The sequence below is a fragment of the Streptomyces sp. NPDC004629 genome (genome assembly GCF_042873595.1).
Classification (GTDB): Bacteria; Actinomycetota; Actinomycetes; order Streptomycetales; family Streptomycetaceae; genus Streptomyces.
In genome coordinates this window covers 336000-354404 of record NZ_JBIALO010000006.1, presented here as the reverse complement: position 1 = coordinate 354404, position 18405 = coordinate 336000, and the positions used below count along the sequence as shown (strand labels likewise).

The window sequence follows — 18405 nt, the reverse complement described above, 5'->3', positions numbered from 1 at the left end:
ACCTCCACGGACGCACCGGATCTACCTCACCCGCCCCGGCATCACGCCTGACCAGCGCAAACCCAGCCACCACACTCGGTTTCGAGAAGCCCTCTCAGCCACGCAGACGACTAGGCCCCAAAGGGGCGCGGGGAACTGCGCGAAAAGCCCCCACCACCCCGCACCCGCCAAGATTCCTCAGCCACGCAGACGAGTAGGCGAACGGCCCCACGACCCCGCACCCGCCAGGCTTCTTCAGCCACGCAGACGACTAGGCCCCAAAGGGGCGCGGGGAACTGCGCGAAAAGCCCCCACCACCCCGCACCCGCCAAGCCACCTCAGCCACGCAGACGAGTAGGCGATCGGCCCCACGACCCCGCACCCGCCAAGATTCCTCAGCCACGCAGACGAGTGGGCGAACGGCCCCACCACCCCGCACCCGCCAAGCCTCCTCAGCCACGCAGACGAATAGGCGCCCCGCTACCGATCCCTACCGCACGCATACGCCAACGCCGAAATCAACTCCTCCGCATCCGGCAACCACCGATTCGCCACAGTAGGCCGGCAGGCCCACTGCACGGCCCCCAGCGACCCGAACCGCGTAGGCGGCGCAGCCACATACGCCCCTTCGCCCAGCACGACGAGATCCAGGGACTCCACCGACCACCCCACCCCGCGGACCAGTTCCGGCAGCTTCAGGGCCGCGCCCGGCAGGACGAAGAAGTTCATCCGCCGGTCCGGGGTGAGCGTCACCGGCCCGAGCGCCAGCCCCATCCGTTCCATCCGGGCCAGCGCCAGGAACCCGGCCGACTCCGGGACGGACAGCGCGTCGAAGGTACGGCCGGTCGGCAGCAGGATCGAAGCCCTCGGCTGCTTCTGCCACATCCGGCGGACGACGGACGCGCTCCCGGTCGCCTGCGCCTCCCAGTCCGCGCGCCCCGGGTGTGCGCCGGGGGCGGCGCACACGGGGTTGCCGCAGGAGCAGCGCTGTTCCCAGCCGGCGGCCTCAAGCCAGGTGCCGGGGACCACGTCCCAGTGCCGCTCCTCGGCGTAGCGAATGGCGGTTTCCAGCAGCGATGCCCCGCGCTGCGTCGGAATCTTGGCGGCTTCGGCGCCAGCGATCGTCTCTTCCACGCCCCACTCAACTCCCGCGCCCACCTCGGGTTACGGCCAGTGCGATGACAGGACCGCGCGCGGGGGAGGAGCATCGATTCCTCAACTGGGGCGCATGGGTGCATCTGTGGGGGCGCGCGGGAGGAAGCAGGGCGTGACCGGGGTAGCCACCCCTGGGGCCGGTACCAGCCTTTACTCCGGCAATCCGTGCATGTCCCGCATTTTCGGTATGAGGCGGGGCATCGATCTTCACAGCTGGATCTTTCGCTCCAGGGGTTCGCAGGGGGTATGCCATGGCCGCAAGGCCTCTCGTCGCGCGGCAGCCGAACGAACGGTTGCAGGCGCTCATCCAGGAGGCGGGGTGCTCGAACGCCGGGCTGGCCCGCCGGGTCAACATGTGCGGCGCCGAGCACGGCCTCGACCTGCGCTACGACAAGACGTCCGTGGCCCGTTGGCTGCGCGGACAGCAGCCGCGCGGACGTGCTCCGGCGATCATCGCGGAGGCGCTGGGCCGCAAGCTGGGCCGTACGGTCACCATCGACGAGATCGGGATGGCCAACGGCAAGAACCTGGCCTCTGGCGTCGGTCTCCAGTTCTCGCCGACGGTGCTGGGGGCGATCGAGCAGGTCTGTGAGCTGTGGCGCAGCGACGTGGGCCGCAGGGACTTCTTGTCCGGTTCGTCGGTGGCCGCGTCCGCGCTGGTCGAGCCGAGCCGCGACTGGCTGATCTCGGCGCCGGACGCGCAGGTGGCGCGCCAGGCGGGGGCGCGCGTGGGGCAGTCGGACGTGGCGGCCGTGCGTGCGATGACCCAGGCGCTCGTGGAGCTCGACCACCAGTACGGCAGCGGGCATGTGCGCCCGGTGGTCGTGCACTACCTCAACAGTGTCGTCTCCGGGCTGCTCGCCGGCTCCTACCGGGAGGCGGTCGGCCGTGATCTGTTCGCCGCGGTGGCCCGACTGACCGAACTGGCCGGATACATGGCCATCGACACCGGCCAACCCGGGCTGGCCCAGCGGTACTACATCCAGTCGCTGCGGCTGGCGCAGGCGGCGGGCGACCGCGGATACGGCGGCTATGTGCTCGCCGCGTCCATGAGTCATCTGGCCGCGCAGCTCGGAAACCCGCGTGAGATCGCGCAGTTGGCGCGGGCGGCCCAGGAGGGGGCGCGGGGCCGCGTCACCCCGCGCGTCGAGGCGATGTTCCATGCGGCCGAGGCGCGCGGGCACGCGCTGCTGGGCGACGTACGGGCGGCGCAGACGGCGTCCGGGCGGGCGATCGCGGCCATGGAGTCGGCCGACGCGGAATCCGGGGACGACCCGGCGTGGATCGGGCACTTCGACGAGGCCTATCTGTCGGACGAGTTGGCGCATTGCCACCGTGACCTCGTGCAGGCCGAGGAGGCCGCGCGGTACGCGGAGCAGTCGCTGGCCGGGCACCCCGCGGGGCGGGCCCGCAGGCGGGCCATCGGCTATGTGCTGCTCGCCACGGCACGGGTGCAGCAGCGGGAGATCGAACAGGCCTGCCACACCGGGCTGAAGGCGGTCGAACTCCTGGAGACGCTCCGGTCCAACCGCGGCGCCGAGTATCTGGAGGACTTCCAGCAGCGTCTTGAGCCGTTCCGGGACGAGCCGGTGGTACGGGAGTTCGGGGCGCGGCTTGACGTCCAGCAGGCCGCGTGAGGCGGTCACCCGCCGTGGCATGAACGACGGCCCGTCGGGTGCCTGAACGTCCGGGAAACGAAGCGTTGACGCGCGGACGTGCCCATAAGCAGCGCGCCGCGAGGTGGTTTTGTTACAGGCGTCACAGGGCAGAAGGTCTTGCCCTGAGCTGCGTGGCACCCGACTCGGGAGACCCGGTAGCGTGAGCCGACGATTCCGAAGGTCCCCCATTCGTAGGAGTCCCGGTGACGCAGAGTGGACAGGGCGAGCCCGCGCGCGAAGGCATCGTGCTGCCCTCCGACGGCGGCGAGCCCCTGCTGCCGGGCATGACGGGCGGATCCGCCCCGCAGCCGGCCGCGAACCAGCCGGCCGCCCCGGTCGGCGGCCCCCCGGCCGGCCGCCCCCCGGTCGGCGGCCAGTCGGCCGCCGCGCCGGCCGGCGGCCAGTCGTGGGACCGGCCCTGGGGTCCCGACCAGCAGCAGACCGCCGCTCCCCAGCCCGGCCAGGGCTGGGCTCCGGCCGGCACGCAGGAATGGGCTGCTCCCGGCGGGCAATCCGCCCCGTGGGCGCCCCAGGAGCCGCCCGCCCCGGGCGCCGGCCCGCTTCCTCCCGAGGGCGCCCCGGCACCGTCGTACGGCGGCCGGTCCCCGCAGGAACCGGCGTACGGCTCCGGCGCGCACGGCGCGCAGCACCAGGCGTACGGCCCCGGCGGCGACGCGACGCAGCAGCCGTACGCGGGCGGTGGCGCCCAGCAGCAGCCGTACGGGGCCCCGCTTCCCTCGGCCGCCGGGGACCACGCGACGCAGTACTTCCCGCCGGCCGCCGCCCCGGCACCCGCGGACGAGGGCGCCACCCAGTTCCTGCCGCCCGTCGCCGCCGGCGGCCCCGGCCCCGCCCCGGCACCCGTGGACGAGGGCGCCACCCAGTACATACCGCCGGTGGCGCCGGGCGCCCTGCCGCCCGAGACGTCGGGCGAGGAGACCCGATTCCTCGGGCGGGCCGACCAGCCGCAGTCCGCGGCCCCCAACCCCGACGCGGAGGCCACGCAGTACATCGCCCCAGTGGCCGCCCCGTACGGCGGCGCTCCGGGCGGGGACCGGCAGCCGCCCGCCGAGTTCGACAACCTCTTCCGCGGCGCCGCGGCCGGTCCGGGACCGGCCCCGGCCACCCAGCAGATGCCGTCCCTCCAGCAGCCGCAGGATCCGTACGCCGGGCAGCCGCAGCCCGCCCACGCCCCGCAGGGCCCGGGCGGCGGACGGCGCGGCGGGCAGGACGGCGGCGGGCGCGCGGGGCGCGGCGGCCGGTCCCGCTCGCGGGTGCCGCTCATCGCCGCCGCCGGCATCGGCATCATCGTCCTCGGGGTCGGCGCGGGCGCGCTGCTCAGCGGCGGGGGCGACGACGACCAGGGCGACCGCAACAAGACCGTCGCCGCCTCGGCCCCCGCCGAGGAGGAGTCGCCGTCGCCGTCCGCCGACCCCGCCGAGCAGCAGGCCGTCGCCTTGGACAAGCTGCTCGCCGACAGCGGCAGCAGCCGCGCCTCGGTGATCAAGGCGGTGTCCGATGTGAAGGCGTGCCAGAACCTGGGCCGGGCCGCCGGGGACCTGCGGGACGCGGCCAAGCAGCGCTCCGAGCTGGTCACCCGCCTGTCGCAACTGGCCGTGGACAAGCTGCCGAACCACGCCGAGCTGACCACCGCGCTCACCAAGGCGTGGCATGCCTCGGCGTCGGCCGACAACCACTACGCGGCCTGGGCGGACCAGACCGCCGGGAAGCACGGCTGCAAGAAGGGGCAGGCCCGCATCACCGGCCAGACCCAGGCGGGCAACCGGGACAGCGGCACCGCGAGCGCGGAGAAGGCCAAGGCGGCACCGCTGTGGAACACGATCGCGAAGACGTACGGCCTCACCCAGCGCCAGCCGACCCAGCTGTGAGCCGGGGCGGCGGGCGCGGCCGGGTCAGCTGAGGTTGGCGTTCAGCAGCGTCTTGGTGACGTCCACGACGCCCCCGTCCTTGGCCGCCGCCAGTTGGCCCCCGCGCACGACCTGGAGGGTCACCTGCGCGTTGACCAGACGGGACAGTCCGACGGAGGCGAGCTTGCCCTGGCCCTGCTGGGGCCAGCTGAGGGTGGGGGTGAGTCCGCCCGTGGCGATCTCGAACCCGGAGTTCAGGGTCCGGCGCACGCTGTCGGCGCTCACCTCGCCGTCGCCGATCTTCTCCAGGACGGCCCGCAGCACGGTGTAGGCGATCCACGTGGTCTGCACCCCGGCGTCCGCGGGGTCGATCCGGTTGTCGCCGAAGGCCTCCTTGTTGATCACTTTCTTCATGGGGTCCCAGCGCTTGTCGGAGGCCACCGGGTACCAGCCCGTGATGTACGAGCCCTCGTACGGCCCGCTCGCACCGCCCGTCGCGTTGATCACGCTCTGGTCGACGCTGCCGAGCACGGTGGCCGTCCGCACCTCCGGGTAGTCCCCGCGGGCGCGCCGGAAGGAGTCCATGAAGGTGTCCGTGCGGCCGCCGATCGCGGGCACCACGCACCCCTTCTGTGACGGGTCCGCGGTCGCCGCCTTGAGCGCCTGCTCGGACTGGCCGCCGTACTCGGTGGCGTCCTCGGGCGCGAGCTGGTCCTTCGCCGCGTCGTGACCGCCCGAGGCCAGTCCGGAGTCGATCAGTTCGGGCAGCTGGTCGCCGGCGATGCTGTCGGGGCGGATCAGGGCGACGGGGCCGCAGCTGTCGGCGAGCGCCCTGCCGAGGCCGGCCATCAGGGTGGGCTGGCCGCCGTTGACCGGGTAGGACAGGGCGCTGGTGAACTCCTCGTTCGTCACGCCGTAGCCGCCCAGATACGGGATGCCCGCGCCCTCCAGCGGCGCGAAGTAGGAGTCGCCGAACTGGCTGTAGGAGCCGACGACCGCGATCACGTTCTCGTCCACCGCCCGCCGGGCGCACTTCGCCGCGCCCACCGCATTGTTGTGGTCGTTGCAGGTCAGGACCTTGAGCTTACGGCCGCCTATGCCGCCCTGGGAGTTGATCCAGCGGGCGTAGGCCGCGGCCACGGCGGGCATGCCGGCCTTGTTGGTGGCGCTGGTGTCCTGCGGCGCCCAGGTCATCACCTTGATCGAGTCGTCCTCTGAGCCGCCCGCGGTACCCGGGATGACCCCGCATCCGGCGACGAGCGAGACACCGGCCACGAGCGCGCCCGCGGACAGCGCGGCGGCTTTGACGGGCCGGGAGAGGGCGGGGAGAAGGGTCTTGCGGATGCGTCGCCTGCCGGTCATGTCCACGCACGATTCCGCCACATCGCTAACCGGCGAGTGTCCTTGGGTCAACCAAAGGTGACATAGAGGTGAATTACGGGGGTCGGTCAGGCGCCGCCGTCGGGGAACGTACGATCGGTGACCGTGCAAGGTTCGGAGAACTCTTCCCGTCGCGGCCGTCGCTCCTCCACCATGGGCGGCATGCCACTGAACGACATGCCGTGGTGGCGCTGGCGCAGCAATGTGCGCTCCGCGCTGCACATGCTCTCCGATCCGGTGTTCCAGCGGGACGTCTGGCTGGCCGGCGTCGACGGGTACGGGGACGTGACCGATGCCGTGTACCGGCTGGTGGAGGACACCTGGCTGGACAGCTGGTCCGCCGAGAAGTACGTCGGCACGATCTTCCGGGACTCGCAGGAGGCGGCGCTCGTCGACACCGCCGTGCTGCGGGTGCTGCGGATCATGCACCAGGTCGGCCCGGACGCGCCGGTCGCCGCGTACCTCGAACACCAGGGCTGGCCGGAGGCGGTGCGGGCGGCGCGGGACGCGCACGTCCGGATGTCCATGAGCGACGGCGACGACCCCGAGGTGCCGCCGCGCAGCCTTGAGGTGCTGCGCATCATGACACGGTCCGCGTAGCGGGCCGTGCCTTCCGTGCCGGGGTGGATGTGGGACCCTGTGCTGCATGAACGAGCAGTCCACCCGGGCCGCGGCCCCGTCCGACCAGTACGTCCTGACTCTCTCGTGCCCGGACAAGAAGGGCATCGTGCACGCCGTGTCGAGCTATCTGTTCATGACCGGGTGCAACATCGAGGACAGTCAGCAGTTCGGCGACCACGACACGGGACTGTTCTTCATGCGGGTCCACTTCTCGGCGGAGGCCCCGGTCACCGTGGACAAGCTGCGGGCGAGCTTCGCGGCGATCGGTGACTCGTTCCAGATGGACTGGCAGATCAACCGGGCCGACGAGAAGATGCGCATCGTCCTGATGGTCAGCAGGTTCGGCCACTGCCTCAACGACCTGCTGTTCCGGGCCCGGATCGGCGCGCTGCCGGTGGAGATCGCGGCTGTGGTCTCCAACCACACTGAGTTCACCGAGCTGGTGGAGTCGTATCACATCCCCTTCCACCACATCCCGGTGACCAAGGACACCAAGGAGCAGGCCGAGGAGCGGCTGCTGGAGATCGTCCGCGAGCAGCGGGTCGAGCTGGTCGTCCTGGCCCGCTACATGCAGGTCCTCTCGGACGACCTGTGCAAGCGGCTCAGCGGCCGGATCATCAACATCCACCACTCCTTCCTGCCGAGCTTCAAGGGCGCGAAGCCGTACCACCAGGCGCACGCCCGCGGTGTGAAGCTGATCGGTGCCACGGCCCACTATGTGACGGCCGACCTCGACGAGGGCCCGATCATCGAGCAGGAGGTCGAGCGGGTGGGGCACGACGTCACCCCGGACCAGCTGGTGGCGATCGGCCGGGACGTGGAGTGCCAAGCGCTGGCGCGGGCCGTGAAGTGGCATGCGGAGCGGCGGATTCTGCTTAACGGGCGTCGTACGGTGGTCTTCGCCTAGTAGTTCGGGGCGTCAGGTTGTTGGCGGGTGCGGGGTGGTGGGGGGTTGCTCGCGCAGTTCCCCGCGCCCCTGGCGGGGCTGCATGCGGCTCTAGCCTGCTCTAGTAGTTCGGGAGCCGGTGCCGGTCGAGGGGGCTGAGCTGGTCCGGGCTCAGGGGCGCGGGGAACTGCGCGAACGGCCCCCACGAGCCGCAGCCGCCGACGAACCGCAACCCGCTCCTACGGCCCGCTACATGCGGCTCAAGCCCGCCGTGGCGAACAGGACGTCGCGGATCGCCTCGCGGTCACCGGTCTGGCCGGCCGCGGCCTCCTGCGGTGGCACATGGCCCGCGGCCAGCCGGCAGAACTCCACGCCGTCCAGGGCGACATGGGCCACCTCCAACTCGGCGGAGCCCGCCGCGCCCGGCGAGTCGAGCGGGATCAGCCACTCGCCGCCGCCCGCACCCTCGATCTCCAGCCGGAGGCTGCGGCCCGGGCGGCCGGCCGCGACCAGGTGCGGGGTGCCGCTCATGGCGGCCAGCCCCGCCTGCCGCCGGGCCGCCAGCGCCCCGGGCAGCATCCGGGCGGCCAGGTCGATCATGCGGTGCAGATGGCGCGGCGCGGGCGGTTCGTACGGGTAGTCCACCGCTTCCGCGATGTCCTCCGCGTGCACCCAGCACTCGAAGGCCCGGTCCAGCATGGCGTCACGCAGCGGCAGGGTGAAGTCGCCGTAGGAGATGGGCAGTTTCCCGGCGCCGCCACCGGTGAAGGACACCGTCCGCACCAGGTTGTGGCTCTGCGCCCGCCAGGGCGCCCGCACGGTACGGGTCGGCGGGAAGTGCGAGGCCCGCCAGTACGCCTCGGTGCGCGCGGCCGGACCCGTCACGCCCTGCTCGGCCACGGGGTCCTCCAGGCCGAGCGCCACCGCGACCAGACCGTCCACCGACAGCAGATGCGCGATCACCCCGGCGACGGTGGTACGGCGGCTCGTCGCCGCGTCGCCCTCGAACCACCGCAGCCGCACCGGCGCATGCCATTCGGCGGCCCCGATGTCCTGGAGCAGCGCGTCGAGCCGGGCGGTCTCGGCGTCGTACGGCGTCGCCCACTCGGGCAGCGGGATGCGCGGCGGACGCCGGTCCAGGCAGTTCGTGAGGACCCGGGTGCGCAGCGCCGGATCCAGGTCGAGGCTCTCGGGCCGGTGCAGCAGGCCGACCGCCTCGCGCAGCCGACGCGCCTCGTCGGCGCAGGTGCCGCACTCGCCCAGGTGCTCCTCGACGGCGGCGGTCTCGGCGGCCGAGCAGGCGGCCAGCGCCCACGCGCCGAGCAGTGATCTCAGCACGCCGTGCGGCAGCGTCGGAGCGGGCGGCGCCGCGTCCGGCTCGGGCAGCGGCCGCCCGCCGTCCTCGACGGAGGCACGGGGCATCGGGATGCGCGGCGGGCGCTCCGGTTCGGGACCGTCACCGGGCCGCGGGCCGTCGGGGCCGCCCGCCCCCGGCGGACGTTCGGCACCGCTGCCGGCACCCGGCTCCTCGTGGTCGTCATGCGCATCGAACCGCTCCGCTCCGCTCACCGCGCGCCCCCGTCTTCCGGGGGCGTCCCGGCGTCGTGGGCGGTGGACAGCAGTTGCAGGCCGAGGCGGAGCCGGCGGCGGGCCTCGTCCTCCGTGACGCCGAGATCGGCGGCGGTCTGCCGGTAGTCGCGGCGCTGGACGTAGGCCAGGTCCAGGGCGGCGCGCAGCGGTGCGGGCATGGAGTGGACGATGTAGTCGGCGCGGGCGGCGATCGAGGCGTGGCGCACCTTGCGCTCCAGTTCCTCGGCGCGGGACTCGGCGTCGGCGCCCTGGGTGAGCGCGGCGGTCTCGGTGGCGCGCAGCCGCTGCACGGCGAGCCGGTGGGTCAGCGCGGCCATCCAGGAGCGCAGTGGGCCCTGCCGGGGGTCGTAGGCGTCGGGGTGTTCCCAGACGTGGGCGAAGACCTCGCGGGTCATGCCGTCGGCGGCCTCATCGTCGCCGAGTACGCGATGGGCGAGGCCGTGCACCAGTGAGGCGAAGCGGTCGTACAGTTCGCCGAGGGCCGCGGCCTCGCCGCGCGCGAGCCGCTGCTGCATCGTGCGGTCCCAGCGGGGCGGTGCGCCCTTCTTCGCCATGCGGCCCCCTCCCCTTGCCCCTGTCCAGCGCCTACCCACCGTCTCCTCGAATGTAATCGGCAGGTCCGACGGAGCATGCGCCTTTGCGGCATTGCACGCCCCCGGCGGACCGCAGGTGGTAAAGGACCTTCGCGGACGCGCGTCCACGTCCGATCGAACAGGATCGAAGACGACTGGAACAAGCCTCTTCTTCCGGTTTTTCGTTTCTGCTGGTGTGTTTCAGGGAACGGCCGCTGGGCAGCCGCGCTGCAAGGAAGCGTAGGAGGAACTTCCGTTTCCGGGCGGTTCCGTGTGGTTCCGGATGGTTCCGGGAGGTCCCGGCGAGCGAAAGGCGTGGTGGTGGCGTTCACAGTGACCGAGGACGAGCGCGGCGGCTGGGCCGTGCTGCGGGTGTCGGGCGAACTGGACCTGGTGACCTCGCCGGTGCTGCGCCAGCGGGTGCACGACGCGGTGGCCGAGGGGCACCGTCTGCTCGTGCTGGACCTCTCCGAGGTCTTCTTCTGCGACTCCAGCGGGGTCGGCGTGCTGATAGCCACCCGGCGCCTCATCCGCTCCTGCCGCGGCCGGCTGCGGCTCATCCTGCCCGCCCGGGGCGCCGACGACGGCTCGCACGTCAACCGGGTCCTCGGCGCCCTCGGAGTGCGCCGCCTCTTCGACATCCACCCCACCCTCAAGACAGCCACAGAAGAAGAACCCAACCCCCTCACGGCCTAACCCCGACACAACCCCACACGCCCCCCTCGCCCACCTCGCCATAAGCCTGCAGCGCCCCGTCCCGGTGTGAGGTCGTAGCCACCGGGGCGGTGTGGTGCCGTTGCCTCTGCCGCCTGCGGCAGGTCGCCGGGTGTTTGGGGGTGACACTGTTGTTGCAGAATTCCCCCGGTCTTGGCACAAGCGTCGGCTTACCGCTCCGCGGTCGGCGTCGGCGTCGTACGCTCCGTGCGAGATGCATCCCACGTGACGTAAGGCGGCCCGAGAAGACATGGTCAGCACCGAGTACGAGCGCCGGATCGCAGCCCGGTTCGCCACCTTCGACCAGGACGGCAACGGCTGGATCGACCGGGAGGACTTCAGCGCGGCGGCCAAGGCGCTGCTCGCCGAGTTCGGCACGGCGGCCCGCTCCGACAAGGGGCAGGCGCTGTACGCGGGCGCCGAGGCGTTCTGGCAGGGCATGGCGGGGATAGCGGACCGGGACGGCGACCAGCGCATCACCCGGGAGGAGTTCGTGACCGGCGCGGTCAAGCGCCTGCGGGACAACCCCGAGCGGTTCGCCGAGATCGCCCGCCCCTTCCTGCACGCGGCCCTGGCCGTCGCGGACACCGACGGAGACGGAGCGGCCACGGTCGACGACACCGCGCGCGTGCTACGGATCCTCGGCGTCCCGAAGGGCATCGCAGGGCCGGTGGCCGCGGCGCTGGACACCGACGGCGACGGCCGGGTGGCGGAGGCGGAGATCGTCCCCGCGTTCGCCCGCTACTTCACGGTGCCGGAGTGACGCTCACCGCCCGCCGCCCGAGAAGCGCTCCCGCAGCTCGTACTTGAGTACCTTCCGCAGCGTCTCGCCCCGCGGAAGGGCGTCCACCACCTCCAGCCGCTCCGGCAGCTTGTGCACCGACAGCCCTTCCGCGCGCAGGTACGCCGTCACCGCCTCCAGGGTCAACTCCCCGTCCCCAGGCGGTGGTACGGCCCGCTCGACCACCGCGCACACCCGCTCCCCGCGCTCCGCGTCCGGCAGCCCGATCACCGCCACGTCCCCGACGGCCGGATGCCCGTGCAGCAGGTCCTCGATCTCCTTGGCCGAGATGTTCTCGCCCTTGCGGATGATCACGTCCTTGCGCCGGCCGGTGAGCACCAGGTGCCCGCCGTCGGTGAGGTACCCGAGGTCGCCGGTGCGCAGGAACCCGTCCTCGTCGAACGCCTCCGCGGTCTGCGCCGGGTCCAGATAGCCCCGGCACACGGCCTCCCCGCGCAGCCGCACCTCCCCGTCGACGATCCGTATCTCCATCCCCTCCGGCGGTCGCCCCTCCGTCGTCGCCAGGTTCTCGGCCGTGTCCTGCGGATCCCCCATGGTGATCATCGGCACCTCGGTCATGCCGTAGCCGTGGGTGAGCTGCACGCCCATCTCACGGACCACGGCGTGGTACACCTCCGGCGGCTTCGGCGCCCCGCCGCCGGCGAGCAGCCGCAGCGTCGGGATGATCTTCTCGCCGGGCCGTTTGCGCTGTTCGGCGAGGAACATGGAGTAGAAGGCCGTGGAGCCGCCCGCCACCGTCACCCGGTGCCTGCGGTACCCGGCGAGCGCCGTCGGCAGCGCGAACTGCTCGAACAGCACCGCCGGGAAGCCGTACAGCAGCAGCATCACCGTGTAGTCCGGGCCGGCGATGTGCGCGTACGGGAAGGCCATCGAGCCCACGTCGTCCGGTCGCAGGCGTAGCGCGTGGGCGAGGCAGGAGCCGCCCGCGATCAGCGAGCGGTCCGTGTGCAGCACGCCCTTCGGGGCGGAGGTGGTCCCCGAGGTCCAGTAGATCCAGCGCACCGAGGCGCCCTCGGCGGGCGGGGGCGGCAGCCGCCCGGGATCGCCGTCGGGCAGTGTGTCGTACGCTTCGAAGATCCCCTTCGCGCCCAGCCGCCGCGCCATCGCCGTGTGGTCGTACCCGCGCCAGGTGCCCGGTACGGCGAAGAACTCGGCCCTGGACTCGCGCAGCGCGAAGCCGACCTCCCGGTCCCGGTAGAACGGGATGACCGGCGACTGCACGGCGCCGAGCCGGGCCAGCGCGAAGGACAGCAGGGCCGTCTCGATGCGGGTGGGCAGCTGCCAGGCGACGACCGTGCCGGGCCGTACGCCCATGCCGTGCAGGCCCGCCGCCACCCGCTCGGCGCCCGCGCGCAGACCGTCGAAGGTCAGCGTCCGGTCGTCCTGGAGGAACACCGGGCGGGCGGGGGTGAGCGCGGCGCGGCGGGCGAGGAGCTGCCAGAGCGTGCGGGACGTGCTCAGTTCGTGTGCGGCGGTGTCCATCCCCGCCCCCCTTCGGCTGACGGAGCGTCAGATAGTGCGGAGAGCGTAGGGCCGTGCGCCTTGTCGGTCCAGGGGTGCGGGACTAGTCTCCTGCCCGGAGGACTTCTGACGGTCCATCAGATTCGTGCGGCCGTCAGCACCACGTCAGGCGGAGGGGACCCATGCCCGAACTGCCCCGCATCATCAGCGTCGACGACCATGTGATCGAGCCCGCCCACCTCTTCGAGACCTGGCTGCCGGCGAAGTACCGGGACCGCGGGCCCAAGCCGCTCACCGCCGGGATCGGCGAACTGGCCTACATCGGCGGCAAGTACCGCATCACCATGGACCCGGACGGCCAGCCCACCGACTGGTGGATCTACGAGGACCTGAAGTTCCCCTACAAGCGCAACATCGCCGCCGTCGGCTTCGACCGCGACGAGATGACCCTGGAGGGGATCACCCGGGAGCAGATGCGGCCCGGCTGCTGGGACCCCGTCGAGCGGCTCAAGGACATGGACCTCAACCACGTCGAGGCCAGCCTCTGCTTCCCGACCTTCCCGCGCTTTTGCGGGCAGACCTTCGCCGAGGCCCACGACAAGGAGGTCGCGCTCGCCTGCGTGCGCGCCTACAACGACTGGATGGTGGAGGAGTGGTGCGCGGGCAGCGGCGGCCGGCTCATCCCGCTGTGCCTGATCCCGCTGTGGGACGTGGACCTCGCGGTCGCGGAGATCCGGCGCAACGCCGAGCGCGGGGTGCGGGCGGTGACCTTCTCCGAGATCCCCACCCACCTCGGGCTGCCCTCCATCCACTCCGGCCACTGGGACCCGTTCTTCGCCGCCTGCCAGGAGACCGGGACCGTCGTCAACATGCACATCGGCTCCTCCTCGCAGATGCCGGCCGCCTCGCCGGACGCGCCGCCCGCCGTCCAGGCCTCGCTCAGCTTCAACAACGCGATGGCCTCGATGATGGACTTCCTGTTCAGCGGCGTGCTGGTGAAGTTCCCGCGGCTCAGACTGGCCTATTCCGAGGGCCAGATGGGCTGGGTCCCGTACGCCCTGGAACGCGCCGACGACGTCTGGGAGGAGCACCGCGCCTGGGGCGGCGTCCGCGACCTGATCCCGGAACCGCCGTCGACGTACTACTACCGGCAGATCTTCTGCTGCTTCTTCCGCGACAAGCACGGGGTCGCGTCCCTGGACGCCGTGGGCCGCGACAACGCCACCTTCGAGACCGACTACCCGCACGTCGACTCGACCTTCCCGCACACCAAGGAGGTCGCCCTCGACCATGTGAAGGGCCTCGACGAGGAGACCGTGTACAAGCTGATGCGGGGCAACGCCATCCGCATGCTCGGCCTCGACCTGGACCGCTAGTGGACCTGTCGTACACGCCGGAGGAGGAGGACTTCCGGGCGCGGCTGCGTCAGTGGCTGGCCAAGGCGCTGCCCACCCTGCCGGCCAGGCCGTCCCCGGAGGACTGGCCCGCGCGCCGCGCCTACGACCTCGGCTGGCAGCGGATGCTGTACGACGCCGGGTACGCCGATGTGCACTGGGACGCACCGCCGACGCAGCTGCTGATCTTCCTGGAGGAGACGGAGCGGGCGGGCGCGCCCTATGTGGGGGCGGGCTTCGTCGGGCTGCTGCACGCCGGCCCGACGATCGCCGCGGAGGGGACGGCCGCGCAGCGGGCGCGCTGGCTGCCGCCGATCCTGCGCGGCGAGGAGGTGTGGTGCCAGGGCTTCAGCGAACCGGACGCCGGATCCGACCTCGCCGCGCTGCGCACGCGCGCGTGGCGGGACGGCGACCACTACGTGGTGAGCGGGTCCAAGGTCTGGACGTCGCACGCCGAGGTCGCCGACTGGTGCGAGCTGCTGGTCCGCACCGACCCCGACGCGCCGCGGCACCGGGGCATCACCTGGCTGGCGATGCCCATGGACGCCCCGGGCGTCACCGTACGGCCGCTGCGCACGCTCGCCGGGTCGGCGGAGTTCGCCGAGGTCTTCCTCGACGAGGTGCGGGTGCCGGTGGCCAACCGGGTCGGCGCGGAGAACGACGGCTGGCGCGTGACCATGGTGACGCTCTCCTTCGAGCGGGGCACGGCCTTCGCCGGTGAGGTGGTCGCCTGCCGCCGGGTGCTGGGCGAACTCGCCCGCGAGGCCCGCGCCAACGGCCGCTGGGACGATGCGGCGCTGCGCCGCAGGCTCGGCGTGCTCAACGCGGAGTTCCGGGCCCTGTGGCGGCTGACGCAGTGGAACGTGAGCGAGGCCGAACGGGTCGGCGGGGTGCCAGGGGTCGGCGGTTCGGTCTTCAAACTGAGGTATTCGCACGCCCGTCAGGAGCTGTACGACGCGGCGGCCGACGTCCTCGGCGCGGACTGCCTCGACCTGGACCGGCCGTGGGTCCTCGACCGGCTGTCCTCCCTGTCGTACACCATCGCCGCCGGTACGTCGCAGATCCAGCGGAACATCGTGGCCGAGCGGATCCTCGGCCTGCCGAAGGGGCGGTGAGCGGCCGATGCGCTTTCAACTCACCGGGGAGCAACGCGCGTTGCGGGACGGTGTGCGGCAGCTGCTGGCCCGTCGGCGGGACGCGTGGCAGTTGCGGGCCGCGCTCGGCCCGCCCCGCTTGGACCGGGCGCTGTGGCGGGAGCTGGGCGCGGCGGGCCTGTTCGCGCTGCGGCTGCCCGAGGCGGACGGCGGGGCGGGGGCCGGGCTGCCGGAGGCGGTGCTGGCCTTCGAGGAGGCCGGCCGGGCGCTGCTGCCCGGCCCGCTGGTGGCCACGCATCTCGCGGCCGGCACCGTGCCGGGGGCGGCCACCGGGGAGGCGGTGGTGACGGCCGTGGACGGGGGCCTCGTGGAGTGGCTGACGGCGGCCGACGTGGTGCGCGGGGACGCCTCGGCGGCGGTCCCGGTGCGGTCGGTGGACCCGCTGACCCCGCTGCACCGGGTGCCTTCGGCCGGGGCGGCCGGCGGGGCGGGAGCGATCGGTGAGGTCCGGGCGGTCGCTGGGGCCGTGGCGGTTGGTAAGGCCGGAGCGGTCGGCGGTGCCGGGTTGGTCGGCGCGGCGGCTGGCCCCGTCACGCCGGGCCCCGTCGCGCCTGACCCTGTGGTGCCTGGCTCCGTCGCGCCGGACCCCGTGGCGGTCCTGCTCACCGCGGCCGAACAACTCGGCACGGCCACGCGCGTGTGCGAACTGGCCGTGCAACACGCCCGGACACGTGAGCAGTTCGGACAGCCCGTCGGGGCGTTCCAGGCGGTCAAACACCTGTGCGCGGACATGCTGGTGCGGGCCGAGACGGCGCGCGCAGCGGTGTACGCGGCGGCCGTCACCGGCGACCCGGTGGACATCGCGGCGGCCCGGCTGCTCGCCGACGAGGCGGCCGTGCGCGGCGCCCGGGACTGCCTCCAGGTGCACGGCGGCATGGGCTTCACCTGGGAGTCCGAGGTTCATCTCCAGCTGAAACGGGCATGGCTGCGGGCCCGGCGCGGCGGGGGCGGCACCGACGGAGCGGAACTGCTCGCCGCCGATCTGGCCGGCTGACGGCCGGGGAGAACCCGCCGGGCTGCCGGGTGCCGCGCACCCCTCGCCGATGTCACGGAACGTGGCATTCCCGGATCACGGAGCGTTGATATCGGCTTGTGTCCTCCGCGTGACTCGTCACGGCCCGGAGTCGGCCGTCCCCTCCGGTACCTTGTGTGGGATGCGAGCGGTTCCGAGCACGAGCCATGCCGGTGTTGCCCCTGGGGTGGCTCCGCATCCGGCGGTGCGCGCTGCTGCTCGCGGGGCGATCAGGGCTTTCGTCCCCGCCCGTGCGGCCCCCCGCCGCGAGCGTCGCACAGTATGCCGCACGCGTACTCCTTCGCGCTGGAATATGCCCGAAGCGCTTGTTGGGGTGACTGTACGTCAACCATGCTGTCTCGTAAGGGAGTCACGTTCCGTGACCCTTGCTGTGGTCGTTGTCCTGCCCATGCAGAAAATGGCTACGATCGTGGCCTTCGTCGTGGTGCTCGTCGCGGCCCTCGTCGTGGCGTGCGCGTGGCGTCGGGTCATGTGTCCGCCGGTTCGGATGGTGTGAGCGGTGCAGGTGCTTCAAGTGCAGCTGGAGATCCGACCCGACCCCGCAGAGGTGGGGCGGGCCCGCAGATGGGCCCGTTCGCGGCTCGCCGGGTCCGGGATAGCGGCCGACGAGCAGTTGGCCGAGATCCTGATCCTGCTCGTGTCCGAGCTGGTGACCAACGCCGTGGTGCACACCGGCTGTCCCGCCGTCCTCAGGCTCTCGCTGCCCGGTACGGCGGCGGAGCCGGCCACGGTGCGCCTGGAGGTGGCCGACACCAGCGCTCGGGCGCCGGTGCCGCGGTGCGCCGGCGGCGAGGCGACCGGTGGCCGGGGCCTCGCGCTCGTCGACGGCCTCGCCGACCGCTGGGGCTGGAACCCGGAGGGCGGGGGCAAGCGCATCTGGTGCGAACTCGACCGGTGCGACCGGCCCCAGGGGAGCGCGGCGGCGGCGTACGGGGGCAGCGGGTCCGCGTACGAGGGGCTGGCGTTCGAGGCGGTGTAGCCCGGGAACATGGCGATGCGCCGGTCCGTGCATCCGTGCGCACCCGTATGAAGAAGGCATAACCAATAAATCCTCGTACGGGTGTTGACGCCTCGTGACCGTCTGATCACGCTTGTGGTCTGCGATTCGCCGCGAGGGGACGGCAAGGGCTTGGTGACGGAAGCCCTCGTCGAGTGTGGGTCGGGCCGGAGCCCCGGAAGAAGCCTCAGAGGATGGCCACCGGGGCGACCGGCGTACCCGTGGCGCCTGCGAACGGTTCGGGCATCGCCGACAGCAGGAAGGCGTACCGGCCCGCTTCTCCACAGGCTGTGGACAACTCTTCGAGATTCCAGTTCTGCCCCTGGAGCATCCCCATCTCCACCAGGTCGAGGGCGTGCACGGGCAGCCACAGCCCGTCGATCTCGGGCGGGAAGACCTCGAAGGTGAGCGTGTCGTTCGCGACGGCCGCGACATCGCGCGCGTGGAACCACTCCGGGGTGCGCACCGAAAGACCCGGCGAGGGATGGGCGTAACCGTGCTTGTCGCCCGCCAGATACGCCCGTATCTGCCCCGTCCGCACCAGCACCACGTCACCGGCCCGCACCCGGGTACCGGCCAGTTCCTCGGCCGCGTCGAGATCCTCCGGGGTGACCGCGTGCCCGCCCTCCAGCCGGTCCACGCCACGCGCGCGTGCCACGTCCAGCAGCACGCCGCGCGAGACCAGATGCCGGACCTTGTCGATGCCGCCGAACTCCGCGCCGCCGTGCGCCGACACCGTGTGGGCGGGCCGTCCGTTGTAGAGCTTCCCGGAGTGCGAGACATGGGGCAGCGCGTCCCAGTGCGTGCCGGCCTGCAGGCCCATCGTCACGGCGTCGTCGCTGCATGCGACCGTCCCCGGCCCGAAGACCTCCTGGTTGATCTGCACCATCGCGTGCAGCGGATTGACCCGGCCGGGGATCATCCCGGTCTGCACGCCGTCCTGGCACAGCGGCAGTGCGAGCGGGACGCGGCGCCCGGAGCGGACGGTGGCCGCGGCCTGCCGGACCACCTCGTCGGTGATCAGGTTCAGGGTGCCGATCTCGTCGTCCGCCCCCCAACGGCCCCAGTTGTTCACGCGCTTGGCGATGGCGTGGAACTCGTCGGGCAAGGACATCGTGGCCTCCCGGGGCTTGTCTCCGGC

The 18405-nt window shown here is 72.5% G+C and carries 17 protein-coding genes; 11 read left to right on the top strand and 6 right to left on the bottom strand.

Annotated features, from left to right (window positions below):
* Positions 1-459: 459 nt before the first annotated feature.
* Entirely contained in the window at positions 460-1113 is a 654-nt protein-coding gene (locus tag ACFYTE_RS12125; RefSeq protein ID WP_388708341.1) for a bifunctional DNA primase/polymerase, read from the bottom strand.
* Between the two features lie 272 nt (positions 1114-1385).
* On the opposite strand from ACFYTE_RS12125, the gene ACFYTE_RS12120 reads away from it, so the two are divergent.
* Positions 1386-2771, top strand: coding sequence for a transcriptional regulator (locus ACFYTE_RS12120; protein WP_388708338.1), 1386 nt, complete (start codon positions 1386-1388; stop codon positions 2769-2771).
* A 224-nt stretch (positions 2772-2995) separates the two neighbouring features.
* Positions 2996-4681 (top strand): hypothetical protein, encoded by a 1686-nt coding sequence (locus ACFYTE_RS12115; RefSeq protein WP_388708336.1) that lies wholly within the window; start codon positions 2996-2998, stop codon positions 4679-4681.
* Positions 4682-4705: 24 nt separating this feature from the next.
* On the opposite strand, the gene ACFYTE_RS12110 is transcribed toward ACFYTE_RS12115, so the two are convergent.
* Positions 4706-6022: an ABC transporter substrate-binding protein gene (locus tag ACFYTE_RS12110; protein WP_388708334.1), complete on the bottom strand. Its 1317-nt coding sequence runs from the start codon at positions 6020-6022 to the stop codon at positions 4706-4708.
* Between the two features lie 117 nt (positions 6023-6139).
* Between ACFYTE_RS12110 and ACFYTE_RS12105 the strand changes: the two genes are divergently transcribed.
* Entirely contained in the window at positions 6140-6640 is a 501-nt protein-coding gene (locus ACFYTE_RS12105) for a hypothetical protein (RefSeq protein WP_388708331.1), read from the top strand.
* A 46-nt stretch (positions 6641-6686) separates the two neighbouring features.
* Positions 6687-7568, top strand: coding sequence for a formyltetrahydrofolate deformylase (gene purU, locus ACFYTE_RS12100; RefSeq protein ID WP_388708329.1), 882 nt, complete (start codon positions 6687-6689; stop codon positions 7566-7568).
* 228 nt (positions 7569-7796) lie between these two features.
* Here purU and ACFYTE_RS12095 read toward each other — a convergent pair whose 3' ends face one another.
* Entirely contained in the window at positions 7797-9116 is a 1320-nt protein-coding gene (locus ACFYTE_RS12095; RefSeq protein ID WP_388708326.1) for a maleylpyruvate isomerase N-terminal domain-containing protein, read from the bottom strand.
* Positions 9113-9691, bottom strand: a complete 579-nt coding sequence (locus ACFYTE_RS12090; RefSeq protein WP_388708323.1) for a sigma-70 family RNA polymerase sigma factor — start codon at positions 9689-9691, stop codon at positions 9113-9115. Before ACFYTE_RS12090 ends, ACFYTE_RS12095 begins: the two co-directional genes overlap by 4 nt.
* 333 nt (positions 9692-10024) lie before the next feature.
* Between ACFYTE_RS12090 and ACFYTE_RS12085 the strand changes: the two genes are divergently transcribed.
* Both ACFYTE_RS12085 and ACFYTE_RS12080 read left to right on the top strand, forming a co-directional pair.
* Entirely contained in the window at positions 10025-10405 is a 381-nt protein-coding gene (locus ACFYTE_RS12085; RefSeq protein WP_388708321.1) for an STAS domain-containing protein, read from the top strand.
* 268 nt (positions 10406-10673) lie between these two features.
* Positions 10674-11186 carry an EF-hand domain-containing protein gene (locus ACFYTE_RS12080; protein WP_388708319.1) on the top strand — a complete coding sequence of 171 codons (513 nt, stop codon included), beginning with the start codon at positions 10674-10676 and terminating at the stop codon, positions 11184-11186.
* Between the two features lie 3 nt (positions 11187-11189).
* Here the strand turns inward: ACFYTE_RS12080 and ACFYTE_RS12075 are convergent, their stop codons facing one another.
* A complete protein-coding gene (locus ACFYTE_RS12075) occupies positions 11190-12707 on the bottom strand; it encodes a class I adenylate-forming enzyme family protein (protein WP_388708316.1) in 1518 nt (505 codons plus the stop codon).
* Between the two features lie 161 nt (positions 12708-12868).
* On the opposite strand from ACFYTE_RS12075, the gene ACFYTE_RS12070 reads away from it, so the two are divergent.
* The 5 genes from ACFYTE_RS12070 to ACFYTE_RS12050 all read left to right on the top strand — a co-directional run bounded on the left by ACFYTE_RS12070 (position 12869) and on the right by ACFYTE_RS12050 (position 17246).
* Positions 12869-14062: an amidohydrolase family protein gene (locus ACFYTE_RS12070; RefSeq protein WP_388708314.1), complete on the top strand. Its 1194-nt coding sequence runs from the start codon at positions 12869-12871 to the stop codon at positions 14060-14062.
* On the top strand, positions 14062-15195 hold the full coding sequence (locus ACFYTE_RS12065; protein ID WP_388708311.1) for an acyl-CoA dehydrogenase family protein: 1134 nt from the start codon (positions 14062-14064) through the stop codon (positions 15193-15195). Before ACFYTE_RS12070 ends, ACFYTE_RS12065 begins: the two co-directional genes overlap by 1 nt.
* 7 nt (positions 15196-15202) lie before the next feature.
* Positions 15203-16228 carry an acyl-CoA dehydrogenase family protein gene (locus ACFYTE_RS12060; protein ID WP_388708308.1) on the top strand — a complete coding sequence of 342 codons (1026 nt, stop codon included), beginning with the start codon at positions 15203-15205 and terminating at the stop codon, positions 16226-16228.
* Between the two features lie 397 nt (positions 16229-16625).
* A complete protein-coding gene (locus ACFYTE_RS12055; protein WP_351739096.1) occupies positions 16626-16763 on the top strand; it encodes a hypothetical protein in 138 nt (45 codons plus the stop codon).
* An 18-nt stretch (positions 16764-16781) separates the two neighbouring features.
* Complete coding sequence (locus ACFYTE_RS12050; protein WP_388708390.1) at positions 16782-17246, top strand: ATP-binding protein; 465 nt, start codon at positions 16782-16784, stop codon at positions 17244-17246.
* Between the two features lie 205 nt (positions 17247-17451).
* Here ACFYTE_RS12050 and ACFYTE_RS12045 read toward each other — a convergent pair whose 3' ends face one another.
* Entirely contained in the window at positions 17452-18378 is a 927-nt protein-coding gene (locus ACFYTE_RS12045) for a cyclase family protein (RefSeq protein ID WP_388708305.1), read from the bottom strand.
* Between the last annotated feature and the right edge of the window lie 27 nt (positions 18379-18405).

Coding starts and splice junctions, on each gene's coding strand:
- ACFYTE_RS12120 (WP_388708338.1), top strand. CDS start 1,386: ATGGCCGCAAGGCCTCTCGTCGCGCGGCAGCCGAACGAACGGTTGCAG.
- ACFYTE_RS12110 (WP_388708334.1), bottom strand. CDS start 6,022: ATGACCGGCAGGCGACGCATCCGCAAGACCCTTCTCCCCGCCCTCTCC.
- purU (WP_388708329.1), top strand. CDS start 6,687: ATGAACGAGCAGTCCACCCGGGCCGCGGCCCCGTCCGACCAGTACGTC.
- ACFYTE_RS12090 (WP_388708323.1), bottom strand. CDS start 9,691: ATGGCGAAGAAGGGCGCACCGCCCCGCTGGGACCGCACGATGCAGCAG.
- ACFYTE_RS12080 (WP_388708319.1), top strand. CDS start 10,674: ATGGTCAGCACCGAGTACGAGCGCCGGATCGCAGCCCGGTTCGCCACC.
- ACFYTE_RS12075 (WP_388708316.1), bottom strand. CDS start 12,707: ATGGACACCGCCGCACACGAACTGAGCACGTCCCGCACGCTCTGGCAG.
- ACFYTE_RS12070 (WP_388708314.1), top strand. CDS start 12,869: ATGCCCGAACTGCCCCGCATCATCAGCGTCGACGACCATGTGATCGAG.
- ACFYTE_RS12060 (WP_388708308.1), top strand. CDS start 15,203: ATGCGCTTTCAACTCACCGGGGAGCAACGCGCGTTGCGGGACGGTGTG.
- ACFYTE_RS12045 (WP_388708305.1), bottom strand. CDS start 18,378: ATGTCCTTGCCCGACGAGTTCCACGCCATCGCCAAGCGCGTGAACAAC.